We start from the raw sequence: 17,161 nt of genomic DNA on the forward strand, positions 1-17,161 counted from the left end.
GCCATGGCCGATATTCTCAAGAAGATCGAAGCCTACAAGCGCGAGGAAATCGCTGATGCCAAGGCGCGTCTGCCGCTTGCCGAAATCAAGGCTCGAGCAGCGGATCAGCCGCCGCCTCGCGGCTTCCTCAAAGCCTTGGAGAGCAAACGTGCCGAGGGCGATTTCGCGCTGATCGCCGAGATCAAGAAGGCCAGCCCCTCCAAGGGGCTGATCCGGCCGGATTTCGACCCGCCGGCGCTGGCGAAGGCCTACGAGCTCGGCGGCGCAGCCTGCCTTTCGGTGCTGACCGACACACCCTCCTTTCAGGGCGCGCCGGAATTCCTCGTGGCGGCCCGCGCAGCATGTTCCCTGCCCGCATTGCGCAAGGATTTCCTGTTCGACACCTATCAGGTTCATGAGGCCCGCAGCTGGGGCGCGGACTGCATCCTGATCATCATGGCGAGCGTCAGCGATGATCTCGCCCGTGATCTGGAGGAGACCGCCCTTTCGCTTGGCATGGATGCGCTGGTCGAAGTCCATGACGAGGCGGAAATGGAGCGCGCGCTGAAGCTCTCCTCTCCTCTCCTTGGCATCAACAACCGCAATCTGCGGACCTTCGAGGTGGATCTCGCTGTCGCCGAACGGCTCGCCACAATGGTGCCCGACGACCGGCTGCTGGTCGGCGAAAGCGGCATCTTCACGCATGCGGACTGCCTGCGACTGCAGAAATCGGGGATCGGCACTTTTCTCATCGGCGAAAGCCTGATGCGGCAGGAGGATGTCGCCGCGGCCACCCGGGCGCTTCTTCATGGCGACGTGGAAACGCGCCGCGCGACAGGCTGAGCGTCATGACCGGCAAGCTTACCCATCTCGACGAGACCGGTGCGGCCCATATGGTCGATGTCGGGGCGAAGGGCGAGACCGAGCGCGTCGCCGTCGCCGAAGGTTTCGTGACCATGCTTCCCGAAACCTTGCAACGTATCCTTGAAGGCAATGCCGCCAAGGGCGATGTGATCGGCGCCGCGCGCATCGCCGGCATCATGGCTGCCAAGAAAACAGCCGAACTGATACCGCTCTGCCACCCGCTGATGCTGACCAATGTCTCCGTCGAGATCGAGGCGGATGACGCGCTGCCCGGTCTGCGGGTGCAGGCGACAGCCAAATTGACAGGTAAGACCGGTGTGGAGATGGAGGCGTTGACCGCCGTGTCCATTGCCTGCCTCACCATATACGACATGGCGAAGGCCGCAGACAAAGCCATGGTCATCGGCAATATCCGGCTTCTTTCGAAGAGTGGCGGCAAGTCGGGGGATTGGACCGCACCACTGCAGGGGAAGGTCTGACATATGGCGCTGTTGCCCGTGGATGAAGCGCTGGCGCGGCTTTTGGCCGGCGCGGAGCCGCTTGGCGAGGAAATCCTGCCCATCGCCCAGGCCGGCCGTCGGGTACTTGCCCGGCCCGTCGAAGCATATCACACCCAGCCGCCCTTCGATGCCTCGGCGATGGATGGCTATGCGATCCGTGCGGACGATGTCCTTTCTGTGCCGGCCCAATTGAAGGTTATCGGCGAATCAGCCGCCGGCCGCCGCTTTGCCGGGGCCGTTGCAGCCGGAGAAGCCGTGCGTATCTTCACCGGCGCTCCGGTTCCGCCAGGCGCGGATACGGTGCTAATTCAGGAAAACACAGAGCGGCTCGAGGATGGCGCGGTCCGCGTCCTGCAGACCGTTTCAAAGGGTCGGAATATCCGCCGCGCCGGTCTCGATTTCAGCAAGAGCGACGTCCTTCTCCAGCCGGGCCGCGTTCTCGATCCGGCCGCGCTTTCGCTCGCAGCGGCCGCGAACAACGCCGCGCTTCATGTCGTGCGCCGGCCCAAAGTAGCGATCATCGCCACCGGTGACGAATTGGTCGCTCCGGGCGAAGTGCCGGGTCCCGACCAGATCATCTCCTCCAACGATCTCGGCATCGCCGAGATCATCCGCATCCGTGGCGGCGAGGTGCTCGATCTCGGCATCGTCGGCGACCGCATCGAACATATCGAGGCGGCCATCGCCACGGCGATCGAGAAGGGCGCGGATGTTCTGGTCACGCTCGGCGGCGCTTCGGTCGGCGATCACGATCTGGTTCATGCGGCACTGACCCGGCGCGGCATGGAACTCGATTTCTGGAAGATCGCCATGCGGCCAGGCAAGCCACTGATGTTCGGAAGACTGCAAGGCTTGTGCGTTCTCGGGCTGCCGGGCAATCCGGTGTCGAGCCTGGTATGCGGCCACCTTTTTCTGGCCCCGCTCGTCTCGGCGCTGGCGGGCAGGCCCTATCGACCGGATATCCGCAGAGCGCGCCTCGGCGCCGACATGCCGGCCAATGATCAGAGGCGCGATCATATCCGCGCGGAAATCCACCCCAATGAGCATGGCGAACTCATCGCCACCCCCCTGCCCCTGCAGGATTCCTCCATGCTGAGCGCGCTCGCCCGCGCGAACGGGCTCATCATTCGTGAGCCGCATGCGGAGCCGGCGCGCGCGGGAGATCCATGCGAGGTGTTGATGCTGCGCTGATTGCGGGCGGAAAGCACTTGCAATTTCGCCATCAGCCATTTGTATGTCGGCATCTCATTTTCGTTTTGGCGGCAAGGATTTGAATATGCAGCGCATTGTCTATGTCAATGGCGAGTGGCTTCCTGAAAGCGAGGCCAAGGTTTCCGTCTTCGACCGCGGCTTTCTCTTTGCCGACGCCGTTTATGAAGTCACTGCCGTCATCGGCGGAAAGCTCATCGATTATGCCGGCCATGCCGCGCGGCTGAAACGCTCGCTGGGCGAACTGCGAATCCCCTCTCCGACCGATCCCGACAGCCTGCTCGAAATCCATCGTGAGATCGTCGCCCGCAACAATCTCGACGAAGGGCTGATCTACCTCCAGATATCGCGCGGCCCGGCCGACCGCGATTTCGCTTTTCCGAAAAATCCCGCTCCCACCATCGTGCTTTTCACCCAGGCGAAGGCCATTCTGGCCAATCCGAAGGTGGAAACCGGCATTTCCGTCATCACGATACCTGATCTGCGCTGGGCGCGGCGCGACATCAAGACGGTGCAACTTCTCTATCCCTCCATTGCGAAGATGGAAGCCATGCGCCGCAACGCCGACGATGCCTGGCTGGTGGAGGATGGTTTCATCACCGAAGCCAGCTCTGCCAACGCCCATATCGTCACCACCGAAGGCAAGCTCGTAACCCGCAGCCTCAGCAGCGCCATCCTGCATGGCATCACACGCGCCTCTGTGCTGGATCTCGCGCGCAGCGTCGGCGTGACGGTCGAGGAACGGGCATTCACTCCCGAGGAAGCGAAGAATGCAGCGGAAGCCTTCATCACATCTGCCTCAAGCTTCGTGATGCCGGTAACGCGGATCGACGACGGGCCTGTCGGCGACGGCCTGCCCGGCCCGGTTACACAGCGGCTTCGGGCCGCCTATATCGAGGACAGGCTCTCCGGCGCCATCTGAGCTGCGTGCAGGCTTCCGGCAGGAAATACGTCAGAACTGTAACATCGTTAACGAAATTAAAACAGTTGCAGAACAAGACTGGAACATATAGTGTTCGTTCTGGTTTTGTTTTTGTTCCGATTCCCGCGAAGGAACCTGCCATGCTGACGCGTAAGCAACATGAGCTTCTGCTTTTCATCCACGAGCGGTTGAAGGAAACCGGAATCCCCCCTTCTTTCGATGAAATGAAGGAAGCGCTTGATCTGGCTTCGAAATCGGGCATCCACCGGCTGATCACGGCGCTGGAAGAGCGCGGCTTCATCCGCCGCCTGCCGAACCGGGCCCGCGCGCTCGAGGTGGTGCGCCTTCCCGATTCCATCGCGCCGGGGCTGAATGCGCAGAAGAAATTCGCCCCGAGCGTCATCGAGGGCAGCCTGGGACGGAATGTGGCGCCGGTTTCGTCCCGCCCCCGGGTCGCCAATGATGACGATGCGGTGGCTCCTGTCAGCGTGCCGGTAATGGGACGCATCGCGGCCGGTGTTCCGATCGCCGCCATCCAGAACCAGACGCATATGATCAGCCTGCCGCCGGAGATGATCGGGCCGGGCGACCATTATGCGCTTGAAGTCAAAGGCGATTCGATGATCGAGGCCGGCATATTCGACGGCGATACGGTTGTCATCAAGCGTGGCGAAACGGCCAATCCCGGCGAAATCGTGGTAGCGCTCGTCGATGACGAAGAGGCAACGCTCAAGCGCTTCCGTCGCAAGGGCGCCTCGATTGCGCTTGAAGCGGCCAATCCGGCCTATGAAACGCGCATCTTCGGGCCGGACCGGGTTCGCGTGCAAGGCAAGCTGGTCGGGCTCATCCGCCGCTATTGATCGACGTGCGGATGCGTTTTGGCCGGTTTGGCGGCCCATTTTCTGGGTTGTTTCTGCCCGGCTTTGGAACTGTTGTTCGGCCGGGTTTTCTCCGGCAGGCCGCGGGCGGCGCGTGAGAAGAGCCGATGCTGGTTCCACGGTCGCTCCGGCGGACCGATTGCATAAGTCAGGATCGCCTGTTGCGCGCTTGGCGCGCCATCAGAAGCATTTTGCTGATCTTCAGTGCCTCCGCTCGCCTGAGCCTGGGGAGCGGTGGCTATTCTCACGAGGCCGGGCGGCGGCTCCGGCTCTCCGCTCCCATCCAGGGAAAAATCAGTTTCCGCTTCATTCGGATAAGCCGGTTCTTCCTGAACCAGTCCCGCACGAGCACGAGGGGCTGGTGCGGCCTGCCCTGCTTCGCCAAGCCTTACTTCAAGCGCTCCCTTTACCGCCAGATCGCGCAGGGTGATCACGATTTTCTCGTCCCGACCACAGGAGAGGTTCTTGCCGGGAAATGCAAGGATGACCATGTCGCCTATCGCACAGGCGGCGCTTCGGCCTTCCGCGACGTCGGTATAAGCCAGCATCCGCTCGTCGCGCATTTCGGCAAGGCAGATGCCTTCCTCGCAAATGAAGCCTTTTTGCTCGTTATCCTGACCGGCCTGCGGTTTGATGATATCAGGTGCATTATAGGCCTTCTGCCAGTTCTCGATGGTGAAGCGCGAGGGGCGGCTTCGGTTGACCGCCAGCGCGCCATCCCCGATGCGCATCGCCACCAGCCGGCCATCTTCCGATATGATCAGATCCGGACCGCCTTCGCGGATGAAAAGGATCAGGCCTGTCGCAAAGAACAGGAGCGAAACGGCGCGCAGCCAGGTCTTCAGGAAGATGACAAGCACCAATCCCGCGGACCACAACAGCAGCGTCGCAATGGGCATGATGCCCGGATTGGTGTTCGGCGAGATCGCGGCCACTTCGCGGGCCACCCATTTGACCATTTCGATGCCCGTCCCCATCACCTGCAGGGGCAGCCATTCGAGATCCAAAGGCATCATCAACAGGCTGAGGACGGCAAAAGGCATGACGCAGATCGAAATGACCGGAACCGCAAGCACATTTCCAAGAAGGCCGAGCGGCGCGGTGTTGTTGAAATGATAGAGTGCAAAAATGCCGCTCGCCGTTCCGGCGATCACCGCTGTGGCGGCCGTTGCCCCGACCGACATGACGATTTTGCCGACAAAGCCTTTCGCCGCGGACGCGGGAACCAGTCCCTGTTCGTAGCGACTGCGCTTCCTGCCCGTCCACCAGGCGAAAGCCGCTATCAGCGCGGCCGTCGCGGAAAAGGACATCTGGAAGCTGGGGCCAAGCAGCTCATGCGGAACAAGAATGATGGCGATCAGTGCGGCCAGAGCGAGATTGCGCATGGTGATGGCGGCGCGATCCATCATGACGGCGATGAGCATCACCGCGAGCATGATGAAGCTGCGCTGAGCCGCGATCGCGGAACCCGACAGCATGAGATAGAAGGCCGACCCCAGCAGAGCCGCCCCTGCCGCATATTTCTTTACGGGATGGCGCATGGCGAAGCCGGGGAACAGGGCGATCAGCGCACGCACCACCAGCATGACGAGCCCGCCGGCGAGCGCCATGTGAAGGCCGGATATGGAAAGAATATGCGCAAGGCCACTCAGGCGTAGTGCTTCATTCGTTTCCTCGCTGATCCCTTCCCTGTGCCCGGTGATGAGTGCCGCGGCGATCGCGCCTTTCTCCCCTTCGAGGCTCGATGCGATGCTCTCGGTAATGCCCTGCCTGAGGTTGGCGATCCACAACATGAGACGCGTGCCGATTTCGTCCGGCGGAGAAACCGCAACGCTCTGGGGCGTTCCCAGGAAAAAACCATTCGCGCCGATGCCGTTGAAATAGCCATGGAAGGCAAAATCGTAGTTTGCGGGCCGGACGGGGCCGGATTGGGCGCGCAGGCGCACCAGACCGGACAAGCCCGAGCCGATATCGGCGGAAGCTGGAAGATCGCGGGCCGAAACGCGGATGCGATCGGGCGCATAGCGAAGCGTCGGCCGCACGGTCGAAAGCACCTCCAGCGTCACGCGCCATCCGCCCTTGTCGTTCTGCTCCATGGCGAGGATGCGCCCGGTGACGCGCGTGGTTATGTCACCGCCGAGCATCGGCGTCGAAAGCCGCATCGTTTCCGTTTTTGCCGTCAGCATGCCCGCCAGGACGGCGATCGCGAATGTCAGCGCCATGGCCATGAGCTGACGCCTGTGCGCGAGAATGCGGATCGTGATGAGCACGGTCAGACCGGAAAGCAGGGGTTGCCATCGCGGTTCGGAGGGAAGCGAGAAATAGAGAATTGCGCCTATGGCCGCAAAGACCGGCAGGAAGAGGAAATAGGTGCCGTGTTCCTGCTCCTCCGAAAGGAGCCTGGCAACAGATCCGCCGAACGACTGGACGCGAGCAACTATATGCTGACGCGCTGGGAACAGTGCCTCGCGGCGCTCGGGCAGAAATGTGGTGGCCTGTATCCGCTCCGGCAATGCTTCGGCAGGCGGCACGGCAAAGCCCGGCCGCTTCAGAAGCAGCCGTTCATCGACCTCGTCCGTGTCGTGCACTCCCCTCATTGGCCCCCGCTGCGGTGCCAGCACACTTGCACCGTCAGCCACCTATGCTACATGAACGCCAACCGAAATCGAGTGGGGTCTTCAACCAGGCCCCGCACTCACCGGAGTTGTCATGTCCTCACCCGTGATTACCCGCTTTGCGCCCTCGCCCACCGGCTTTCTGCATATCGGCGGCGCGCGCACGGCGCTCTTCAACTGGCTCTATGCGAAACATACCGGCGGCAAGATGCTGCTGCGCATCGAGGATACAGACCGGGAGCGCTCGTCTGAGGCCGCGGTCAGGGCCATTCTCGACGGCTTGCGTTGGCTCGGCCTTGATTGGGACGGCGATGCGATCTCGCAATATGAGCGCGCGCCGCGTCATCGCGAGGTCGCGGAAGAGCTCGTTGCCAAGGGCAAGGCCTATTATTGCTATGCGACGCCCCAGGAGCTCGACGAGATGCGCGAAAAGGCCCGCGCCGAGGGCCGCCCTCCCCGCTACGACGGGCGTTGGCGCGACCGCGATCAATCCGAGGCGCCGGCGGGCGTGAAGCCGGTCATTCGCATCAAGGCGCCGCAGAGCGGCGAGACTGTGGTGCATGACGAGGTACAGGGCGAGGTCCGCTTTCCGAACAAGGATCTCGACGATTTCATCATCCTGCGCTCCGACGGCAACCCGACCTATATGCATGCCGTCGTGGTCGACGATCACGACATGGGCGTGACGCATATCATTCGCGGCGACGATCACCTGACCAATGCCGCGCGCCAGACGATTATCTATGACGCCATGGGCTGGCCGGTACCCTTGATGTCTCACATCCCGCTGATCCATGGTCCCGATGGCGCGAAGCTTTCCAAGCGGCACGGCGCGCTCGGTGTCGAGGCCTATCGCGCCATGGGCTATCTGCCGGCGGCGCTGCGCAATTATCTCGTCCGCCTCGGCTGGAGCCATGGCGACGACGAGATCATGTCGACCGATGAGATGATCGAATGGTTCGATGTCAGCGGCATCAATAAGGGCGCGGCGCGTTTCGACTTCCAGAAGCTGGAGGCAATCAACGGCCATTACATGCGTTCAAGCGACGACCACGCGCTTCTCGACGCGCTCATTGCCGTACTGCCGGAAATCGACGGCGGGCCGGAATTGCTTGCATCTCTCGATGGCGGGCGTCGCGGCCAGCTTCTTGCCGCCATGCCGGGTTTGAAGGAGCGCGCCAAGACGCTTGTCGAGCTCGCCGATGGCGCGAAATTCATCTTCGCCGCGCGTCCGCTGACCCTGGACGAGAAAGCTGCTTCGCTGCTTGGCGATGAGGGCCGGGCAATCCTCAAGGGCGCGTTGCCGGCGCTGGAGCAGGCAAGCGACTGGACGCCGGAAAGCCTTGACGCCGCCATTCGCGCCTATGCGGAATCGGTCGGCCTGAAGCTCGGCAAGATCGCGCAGCCGTTGCGTGCCGCCCTGACGGGCCGCGTAACCTCTCCTGGCGTATTCGATGTGCTGGCTGTTCTCGGCAGAGAGGAATCTCTCGCAAGAATTAGGGATCAGATCGATTAAATCCGGGGCGACTCAAGGTGCATCACGGGGTCGTTACAAAAGCTGGCCCCGGAGGTGAAATTCCGCATTGCAACATTGGAGGTTTGGGATAGTTTGACGTGCGAAATCTCGGGATGGTTCAGCACGAAAAAAGATAAGGGCTATTTCGATCTCACCGCGTGAATGGCGGTGACGGAGGATTTGAAAGGAACGATTATGTCTACTAATACAGCGAGTATCACCCTTGACGGCAATACCTTCGATCTGCCTGTCCGCAAGGGCACTGTTGGACCAGACGTCGTCGACATCGGCCCGCTCTACAAGAATGCCCACGCCTTTACCTACGATCCCGGCTTCACCTCGACGGCCTCGTGCGAATCGAAGATCACCTATATCGATGGCGACGAGGGCATGCTTCTTTACCGTGGCTATCCGATCGATCAGCTCGCCGAGCATGGCGATTTCCTGGAGACCTGCTATCTCCTGCTTTACGGTGAGCTGCCGACCAAGGCGCAGAAGGCGGATTTCGATTATCGCGTGACACACCACACCATGGTGCACGAGCAGATGACCCGCTTCTTCACCGGGTTCCGCCGCGATGCGCATCCGATGGCCGTCATGGTCGGCTGCGTCGGCGCCATGTCCGCCTTCTATCACGACTCGACCGACATCACCGATCCGCATCAGCGCATGGTCGCCTCGATCCGGCTGATCGCCAAGATGCCGACGCTTGCCGCGATGGCCTATAAATACCATGTCGGCCAGCCCTTCGTTTATCCGAAGAACGACCTGGATCTCGCCTCGAATTTCCTGCGCATGTGCTTCGCTGTGCCTTGCGAGGAATACAAGGTCAATCCGGTGTTGGCGCGCGCCATGGACCGCATCTTCATCCTGCACGCCGACCACGAGCAGAACGCCTCCACCTCTACCGTGCGTCTGGCCGGCTCTTCCGGCGCCAATCCCTTCGCCTGCATTGCAGCGGGCGTCGCCTGCCTCTGGGGCCCGGCGCATGGCGGCGCCAATGAGGCCGCCCTCAACATGCTTTCGGAGATCGGCACGGTCGACCGCATTCCCGAATTCATCGCCAAGGCGAAGGACAAGAACGATCCGTTCCGTCTCATGGGCTTCGGCCACCGCGTCTACAAGAACTACGATCCACGCGCCAAGATCATGCAGAAGACGACGCATGAGGTTCTCGGCGAGCTCGGCATCAAGGACGATCCGCTGCTCGACGTGGCGATGGAATTGGAAAAGATCGCCCTCACCGACGAGTATTTCATCGAAAAGAAGCTCTATCCGAATATCGACTTCTATTCGGGCATCACGCTGAAGGCGCTGGGCTTCCCGACAGAGATGTTCACGGTGCTCTTCGCCGTCGCCCGTACTGTCGGCTGGATCGCCCAGTGGAAGGAGATGATCGAGGATCCGCAGCAGAAGATCGGCCGTCCGCGCCAGCTTTACACTGGCGAGCCGCTGCGCGATTTCGTGCCGCTGGCCAAGCGGAAATAACGCAAAACGGCCAGAAACGACAAAAAAAGGCGCTTGGGGCGCCTTTTTTTATGAACAGAATAATCGGGCTTTATCGGGATTTTGCGGTGTCGACCAGATCGAGTACGGTCTTGGCCGCGATTTCCCCCGCCGGTCTGTCCGTCGTCATGAGGTCGGCGATGTGCCTGAACCCTGAGATCTGAGCTTCTCGCGCGGGACCTGGCCGCATCAGCCGGTCAAGTTGGCGGGCCAGCAGTCCTGGCCGGACGAATTCGTTGAAATGCTCGGGGATGATGGCTTCATCGGCGATGATATTGGGCAGCGCCGCGCTCCAGGTGGTAATGCGCGGCATCAGGAACTGCTTGGCGAACCAGTCGACCTTGTAGGCGAGAACGGTGGGGACATGGGTCAGCGCCAGTTCAAGCGAGACGGTACCCGAGGCGGCAAGGGCTGCGTCCGCCTGCCCGAACGCCTTCCATTTGTCCTCCTCGCTCGTCACGATCAGTGGCTTTACAAGCCATTCGGCGGAGAGCGCCCGCACCATCGGTTCGATGGCGGCAAGGGTCGGAAGCACGACGTGCAGTGTCTCGATCCGCCCGGAGAGTTCGGCCACAGCCTTGCCGAAGGGCTCCATCAGCGTCTTGATCTCCGAGCGCCGTGATCCCGGCAGCACGAGCAGCGTCCGCTCTTTATCATCCATCCGCGATGTCTCGCGTTCCATGCGCGCCGCTCTCACATCCAGGATCGGCTTGTAGCTTGCCAGACGGTGTCCGGCATAGGTCGCCGGCGGTCCGCTCAGCCGTTTCAGCACATCCACCTCGAAAGGCAGGATGGTCAGGATATGGTCGACATAGGCGCGCATGGCCTTGGCGCGCTGCGGACGCCATGCCCAGACGGTGGGAGCGATATATTTGACGATCGGAATGGTGGGATCGGCAGCCCGAACCTTGCGGGCCACACGATGGGTGAAGTCCGGACTATCGATGATGATGAGGCAGTCGGGCTTGGCCGCGACGACGGCCTTCGCCGCCTGCGAAATGCGCAGAACCAGCCTGGGCAGGTTCTGGAGCACCGCGCTCAAGCCCATCAGTGCGATCTCGCCCGGATCGAACAGGCTTTTCAGGCCGCGCTCCTGCAGATGCGTGCCACCGACGCCGACGAGATTGACCAGGCGGTCCGTCTGCCCGCGCAGCGCATCAATCAGATCCGCGCCGAGCAGATCACCGGATTCCTCCCCGGCGATGATCGCGATCTTCAGCGGCATTTTCCGCGCCATCGGCTTTCCTCCGGTGTTTATTCAGCCGCATGATCCTGTCCGAAAAATCTGCAACTTTTCGGGATCATGCTCTAATCCGAGTCGAACGTCTCTATGAAAACGCCTTTGTTGTTGGCTGCCGCCACGGTTTCCCCGAACCCCAGGATAAATGTCTTCCCGGCCTCGATCGCGATGCCGGAGAGCCCGGCCCGCGCCGCATTCTCGACCGTTGACAGGCCGATCGCCGGCAGGTCGGCGCGCTCATCCTGCGTCGGCTTGGCGCATTTGACAAGAACGCCGCCTTTCGGCGGGATGCGCCTGGCATTGCGGAGTTGCGCGACACGCTCCAGCATGGCATCGGTGCCCTCGGCGCCCTCCAGCGCCACGACGCGGCCGCCGACGGCAACCGTCCCCTGCCCGATATCGAGAACGCCGATCATTCGCGCCGCCTCGCGGGCGATGGCAATATTGCGCTCATCCTCCCCGTCCGGTTTCCTGGTCGTCAAGCGGGTGGCGGGCGGCGCCAGCAGGTCGGGCACGATTTCATGGGCGCCGACAACTTTGAAACCATAGGATTCGACAAGATCGATGAAGGCGCGCAGCAGCGCATCGTCGCCCCGGCCCAGCGCCCCGATCATTCGCGGTATCGCGGCAAGCGTCGGGCCATCGAGCCTCAGATCGGAAAAATGCGGGCGGCTGCGCACGCCGCCAGCCAATATCACATTGCGCACGCCGGCGGTCTTCATCGAACCAATCAGCTTGCGGAACTCCACCACGGAGATTTCCGCATGATCATAACGGTAAAGCGCAGGATCGGCTTCGTCCCGCATCGCGACGATGAAAGGAGCCCTACCCTGCTTCTCAAGGCTTTCAGCCACTTTCAGTGGCAGAAGGCCATTACCGGCGATAATAGCCGTGCGGCCTGCGGCGTCGGCTCCGGGCGCCACGGCTCCAGCCTCAGCTCTCGTCGTCATGCCCGCCATGGTCGGCGGCATCAAACAGCGGGGTACAATAGGCACGCTTGGTATCGACGGTGATGAAAGAGATCAGATCGGCAACGGCGGGCGAACCCGGCATGGCTTTCAGAACGTCCTCTGCGCGCGCCCTGATCGGCTTGGTGCGGTCGAACAGCATGCGCGAGGCGCGGCGGATATTGTGGATCTCGGCGCGCGGCATGCCGGAGCGCTTCATGCCCACGATATTGAGGCCGCCCAGATGCGCCTGGACGCCGATCGCCATCCCATAGGGAATGAGATCATGGACAAGCGCGGCAAGGCCGCCGACGAAGGCATGATGGCCGACGCGGCAGAACTGGTGTATGCCCGCGCCGCCGCCGATGATGACATGATCGCCAATGACGCAATGGCCGCCGATCATCACGTTGTTGGAAAAGGTCACGTGATTGCCGACATCGCTGTCATGAGCGACATGGGCATAGGCGAGAAAAGAGCAATTGTCGCCGACGGAGGTGTGGCCGCGGCTTGAATCAGATCCGCGATGCATGGTGACGCCTTCGCGGATGGTGCAGTTGACACCGACCGTGAGCGTCGTCGGACCACCCTTGTGCTTGCCGTTCTGTGGGTCGCAGCCGAGGATCGCATGGGGATAGACCTTCGATCCGGCGCCGAGCGTGGTGGCATCCGTAATCACGACATGGCTCATCAGCTGGACGCCGTCGCCAAGCACCGCGCCCGCCTGAACATGGCAGAAAGGCCCGACCGAGACGCCGGCGCCCAGCTCAGCGCCTTTTTCAACCAGGGCTGTCGGATGAATGAAAGTTTCGCTCATAAGAGATTCACGCTTGGCTGTCTTCGGCAGTGCCGATCATCGCGGCCACTTCGGCTTCGGCCACGCGGACGCCGTCGACTTCCGCGATGCATTCGAACCTCGATATATTGGCACGCTGCTTGAGTTTCTTGACGTGGATCATCAGACGGTCGCCGGGGACGACGGGGCGCCGGAATTTCGCATTGTCGATGGTGAGGAAATAAACGATGCCGGGCTTGTCGGCGCCGCGCTGCAGGAGCGAGATCGCCCCCGCCGTCTGGGCCATCGCCTCGATGATGAGAACACCCGGCATGATGGGATTATCCGGGAAATGTCCGGTGAAATGCGGCTCGTTGATGGTGACGTTCTTGATGCCAGTCGCCGACTGGTCGCCATCGATATCGACGATGCGATCGATCAGCAGAAAGGGATAGCGATGCGGCAACGTCGCCAGCAGCCTCTGAATGTCGGCTGCGTTCAAATTGGCCCGCCCGGTCTCATTCATCCGAAGACTTCTCCCTCTTTGGCTGTCCGATGCTGCGAAGTGCCGCGACTTCCCGGAACCATTGCTTGAACGGACGCGCGGGCAGACCGCCCCATTTCTCACCGTCCGGAATGTCGTTCATCACGCCGCTCGCCGCCGCGATCTGCACGCGTGAACCGATTGTCAGATGATCCGCCAGACCGACGCGACCGCCGAGCATGGTCATGTCCCCGATCGTGACGCTGCCTGAAATGCCGCAATGGGCGGCGATGACGCAATGTCGGCCGATATGCACATTGTGGGCGATCTGCACGAGATTGTCGATCTTGGTGCCCTCGCCGATGATCGTATCGGCGAGCGATCCGCGGTCCACGGTGGTGTTGGCGCCGATCTCGACATCGTCCTGGATGATAACGCGGCCGAGCTGCGGCACCTTCTCCATGCCGGCGGCACCTGGAATGTAGCCGAAGCCGTCCTGCCCGATACGCGCACCGGGATGCAGATAAACGCGGTTGCCGATAAAGGCATATTGAATGGAAACGCCGGGGCCGACAAAGCTGTCGCGTCCGATCTGGCAATTTGCCCCGATGACGGCGGTGGCCGAAATAACGGTGCCCGCCCCGATCGCCACGCCCTTGCCGATGACCGCGCCCGCTTCCACCGTGGCGCCCGGCTCGATCTCGGCCGTGGGATGGATGCTTGCCTTCTTCGAAACGCCCGTTTCACCAAGCCAGGGCTCAGGGCGGGCCGAGGCAGGAAACAGCATTCTGCCGACGGCGGAGAAATCCCGGTGAGGCTTGCGCGTCAGAAGGACGGCGACGCCGGAAGGGATGCTGCCCTGCAGTTCCTCGGTACAAAGCACGCCCGCCGCTTTCAGATTGGCGAGATTGCCCGCATTCTTCTTGCCTTCCAGAAACACCAGGGCATCGGGATCGGAATCGGAAAGTGAGGCTAGGCGCATAACAGCACGCGACGCGAGCTCCGCATCGCGGAGCTTCGCACCCGTAAATTCGGCGATGTCGCCGATTGTCAATTGACGCGACGGCGTGAAAAAAATGGGATCTGCCATCAAAGCACTTTCTCTCCCGGAACCATTAGCCCCGGGAGAAGGCAAATCTATCAGAACTTGCTCGAAATGCCGAAGTTGAAGTTCTGCACCTTGTCCGTGTCTTCTTTCTTGATCGGCCAAGCATAATCGAAACGCAGCGGACCGAAGGGCGAAGCCCACATCAGGCTGATACCAGCCGACGCACGCACAGCGCTGCCATCGCCTTCAACCGGATTTTGGCCCGGACCCGGATCATACTCGGTTCCATAGAGCGTCGCCGCATCGGCAAAAACCGCGCCGCGAATACCGAGGCTTTCGGGAACGGCCGGCATCGGGAACTGCACTTCCGCGGTGGCGCTCATATAGGTCGTGCCGCCGAGATAGTAGCGCTCGCCATTGTTCGACCGCTGGAAAGCGCCGATACCGTTATATTTGAATCCGCGGATCATATCCGAATTGTTCTTGAACATATCGAATATGCGCGCGCCATCGTCCTCTAAGGCATGGATATAGCCGCCGCCGACACCGAGAAGGCCGACGATATCGGCTTCTTCGGAAATTGTCTTGTAGTAGCTGGCCTTGAAGGTCGACTTCAGGTATTTCGCGTCGCCGCCGACACCGGCATATTCCTGCGTGAAGCGTGCGAAAATACCGTCATGCGGGTTCTTGACGTCGTCGATCGAATTATAGGTCAGCGAATAGCTGAGCGACGACTTGATCCACGGGCTTTCTTCCGCAGCCTCGACAATGGCAGGAGCAACGCGGTCGAAGTTTGGCGTACCGTCGTCGTTCAGGACGTAATCATCGAGTTCATATTTCTCCTGCACGTAATTATAGGCCACGCCTGCGGAGAAATTGTCGGTGATCGGCAGGCCGAAGCGGATCGTTCCGCCCGTCTGCTCGACGTCATAGCGATCCTTCAGCGAGTATGTCTTGCGGAAGACATCGAAGCCCGCCGAGATGCGCTGGCCGAGGAAATAGGGCTCGGTGAAGGAGAAGGAATAGTTGCGGGAGTTGTCCTGACCGCCGCCGGCGCCGATACGGACATACTGGCCGCGACCGAGGAAGTTACGCTCCGTGATCGATGCTTCCACCGACGCGCCCGGCGTTTCACCACCCGTGGTATAGCCACCGCCGATCGAGAACTCACCCGTGGGCTTCTCCACCACGTCGACGACCAGAATGACCTGGTCCGGCTCGGAACCGGGCACGGTCGAGATATTGACCGTCTGGAAGAAATCGAGCGCATCCAGGCGGCGCTTGGCGCGCTGGATCATCACCTGATTGAACGCATCGCCTTCGCTGACATCGAACTCACGGCGAATGACATAGTCGCGCGTCTTTTCGTTGCCGCGGATTTCGATGCGCTCGACATAGGCGCGCACGCCCTCATCGATGCTGTAGACCACCGAGATCGTATGGTTCTCGAAATCGCGGTCGCCGCGCGGCTCGACCTTGGCGAAGGGATAGCCATTGGCGGCAACCCGTTCCGTGATGTCGATGACGGAGCTTTCGATGTTCTTGGCGCTGTAGACGGAGCCGGACTGCGTCTTGATCTCACCACGAACGGATTCCGTATCGATGCCGGGAACCGTGCTTTCGACCTGAATATCGCCGAAGGTGTATTTCTGCCCCTCTTCGACGGTGATGGTGACGGTGTATTCGTTCGTCGCCTCATCGAGGACGGCGTTGGACGAAACCACCTGGAAATCGGCATAGCCGCGATTGTAATAGAAGCGGCGCAGGGCCTCCTCGTCCGCACGCAGCTTGTCTTCGTCATAGATGTCGCCGCGCGTCAGCCAGGAAAGCGGGTTGGTCCGCTTGGTGGAGATGACATCGCGCAGACGGCGATCGCCAAAGGCCTGATTGCCGACGAAATTGATGGCGGAGATCTTGGTGCGACCGCCTTCATTGATCTCGAAGACCACGTTGACGCGACCCTCGCCGAGATCGATGGTGCGTGCATTGACGATGGCGTCGCTGCGGCCGATGCGGCGATAGGCTTCCTGGACGGCCTGCTTGTCCGCCTCAAGCTTGGCGGGATCGAACGACTCGCGCGCCTTCAGCTGCACCGCACGGGCAAGGTCGGGATCCTTGATCTTCTTGTTGCCCTGGAACAGGACCTGGTTGACCACGGAATATTCACTGACGTTGACGACGAGCGCGTTGCCGACCTGGTTGATCCGGACATCCGAGAACAGGCCCATGGCGAAAAGGCGCTTCACCGCCTCGTCGATATCATTGTTCGAAAAGGACTTGCCGGGCGTGATGCCGATATTGTCACGAATCGTCGTGGCATCGACGCGCTTGTTGCCGCGAACCTCGATTCGGCTGACCACGGCTGCCTCGGCGGCACTGACCGTAGCCAGAGAAACAGCAACTGTACCGGAGGCCGCAAGAGCCACTGACATGGCGATCGCGGACGCGGCGCCAAAGAATTTCGAACTTGCCGTCATAGGCTTTCTGAACCTTCGTTTCTCGTTGTCCCCGGGGCGAGATCCCAGAAAAAGCGCTTGTCTCAAAGCACCGTAATAGCTGGTTTTTTCATACAAGCAAGCGCCACGGTTAAATTCTGTTTACTTCGCTTCGAACCGTGACATCCATGCCACGCCAATCCCACGGCATGGTAAACGCTTTTCACCGTTTTCCTGAAATCG

At 61.3% G+C, this 17,161-nt stretch carries 14 protein-coding genes; 7 read left to right on the top strand and 7 right to left on the bottom strand.

The window, feature by feature from the left end:
• The first annotated feature begins 3 nt into the window (after positions 1–3).
• From trpC to lexA, 5 genes are all read left to right on the top strand, one after another.
• On the top strand, positions 4–822 hold the full coding sequence (gene trpC, locus ATN84_RS10195; protein WP_068881542.1) for an indole-3-glycerol phosphate synthase TrpC: 819 nt from the start codon (positions 4–6) through the stop codon (positions 820–822).
• A 5-nt stretch (positions 823–827) separates the two neighbouring features.
• Positions 828–1,322, top strand: coding sequence for a cyclic pyranopterin monophosphate synthase MoaC (moaC, locus tag ATN84_RS10200; RefSeq protein ID WP_068881543.1), 495 nt, complete (start codon positions 828–830; stop codon positions 1,320–1,322).
• 3 nt (positions 1,323–1,325) lie between these two features.
• Positions 1,326–2,534, top strand: a complete 1,209-nt coding sequence (locus tag ATN84_RS10205; RefSeq protein ID WP_068881544.1) for a molybdopterin molybdotransferase MoeA — start codon at positions 1,326–1,328, stop codon at positions 2,532–2,534.
• Positions 2,535–2,619: 85 nt separating this feature from the next.
• A complete protein-coding gene (locus ATN84_RS10210) occupies positions 2,620–3,474 on the top strand; it encodes a D-amino-acid transaminase (protein WP_068881968.1) in 855 nt (284 codons plus the stop codon).
• 140 nt (positions 3,475–3,614) lie between these two features.
• Positions 3,615–4,334, top strand: coding sequence for a transcriptional repressor LexA (gene lexA, locus ATN84_RS10215; RefSeq protein WP_068881545.1), 720 nt, complete (start codon positions 3,615–3,617; stop codon positions 4,332–4,334).
• On the opposite strand, the gene ATN84_RS10220 is transcribed toward lexA, so the two are convergent.
• Entirely contained in the window at positions 4,328–6,949 is a 2,622-nt protein-coding gene (locus ATN84_RS10220) for a ComEC/Rec2 family competence protein (protein ID WP_082766223.1), read from the bottom strand. The two genes, lexA and ATN84_RS10220, sit on opposite strands and share 7 nt — an antisense overlap.
• Before the next feature lie 112 nt (positions 6,950–7,061).
• Here ATN84_RS10220 and gltX point away from each other — a divergent pair, with 112 nt between their 5' ends.
• Together gltX and gltA are read left to right on the top strand one after the other, a co-directional pair.
• On the top strand, positions 7,062–8,483 hold the full coding sequence (gltX, locus tag ATN84_RS10225) for a glutamate--tRNA ligase (protein ID WP_068881547.1): 1,422 nt from the start codon (positions 7,062–7,064) through the stop codon (positions 8,481–8,483).
• A gap of 195 nt (positions 8,484–8,678) precedes the next feature.
• Positions 8,679–9,971 (top strand): citrate synthase, encoded by a 1,293-nt coding sequence (gene gltA, locus ATN84_RS10230; protein WP_068881969.1) that lies wholly within the window; start codon positions 8,679–8,681, stop codon positions 9,969–9,971.
• A gap of 70 nt (positions 9,972–10,041) precedes the next feature.
• Here the strand turns inward: gltA and lpxB are convergent, their stop codons facing one another.
• The 6 genes from lpxB to bamA all read right to left on the bottom strand — a co-directional run bounded on the left by lpxB (position 10,042) and on the right by bamA (position 16,960).
• Complete coding sequence (gene lpxB / locus ATN84_RS10235; protein WP_068881548.1) at positions 10,042–11,226, bottom strand: lipid-A-disaccharide synthase; 1,185 nt, start codon at positions 11,224–11,226, stop codon at positions 10,042–10,044.
• Between the two features lie 71 nt (positions 11,227–11,297).
• Complete coding sequence (locus ATN84_RS10240; protein ID WP_068881970.1) at positions 11,298–12,179, bottom strand: LpxI family protein; 882 nt, start codon at positions 12,177–12,179, stop codon at positions 11,298–11,300.
• Positions 12,163–12,993: an acyl-ACP--UDP-N-acetylglucosamine O-acyltransferase gene (lpxA, locus tag ATN84_RS10245; protein WP_068881549.1), complete on the bottom strand. Its 831-nt coding sequence runs from the start codon at positions 12,991–12,993 to the stop codon at positions 12,163–12,165. Before lpxA ends, ATN84_RS10240 begins: the two co-directional genes overlap by 17 nt.
• Before the next feature lie 7 nt (positions 12,994–13,000).
• Positions 13,001–13,477, bottom strand: a complete 477-nt coding sequence (gene fabZ, locus ATN84_RS10250; RefSeq protein ID WP_068881550.1) for a 3-hydroxyacyl-ACP dehydratase FabZ — start codon at positions 13,475–13,477, stop codon at positions 13,001–13,003.
• A complete protein-coding gene (gene lpxD / locus ATN84_RS10255) occupies positions 13,470–14,525 on the bottom strand; it encodes a UDP-3-O-(3-hydroxymyristoyl)glucosamine N-acyltransferase (protein ID WP_068881551.1) in 1,056 nt (351 codons plus the stop codon). Before lpxD ends, fabZ begins: the two co-directional genes overlap by 8 nt.
• A gap of 50 nt (positions 14,526–14,575) precedes the next feature.
• Complete coding sequence (bamA, locus tag ATN84_RS10260) at positions 14,576–16,960, bottom strand: outer membrane protein assembly factor BamA (RefSeq protein ID WP_068881552.1); 2,385 nt, start codon at positions 16,958–16,960, stop codon at positions 14,576–14,578.
• Between the last annotated feature and the right edge of the window lie 201 nt (positions 16,961–17,161).

This window comes from Paramesorhizobium deserti (assembly GCF_001558695.1).
In the GTDB taxonomy this organism is placed as follows: domain Bacteria; phylum Pseudomonadota; class Alphaproteobacteria; order Rhizobiales; family Rhizobiaceae; genus Paramesorhizobium; species Paramesorhizobium deserti.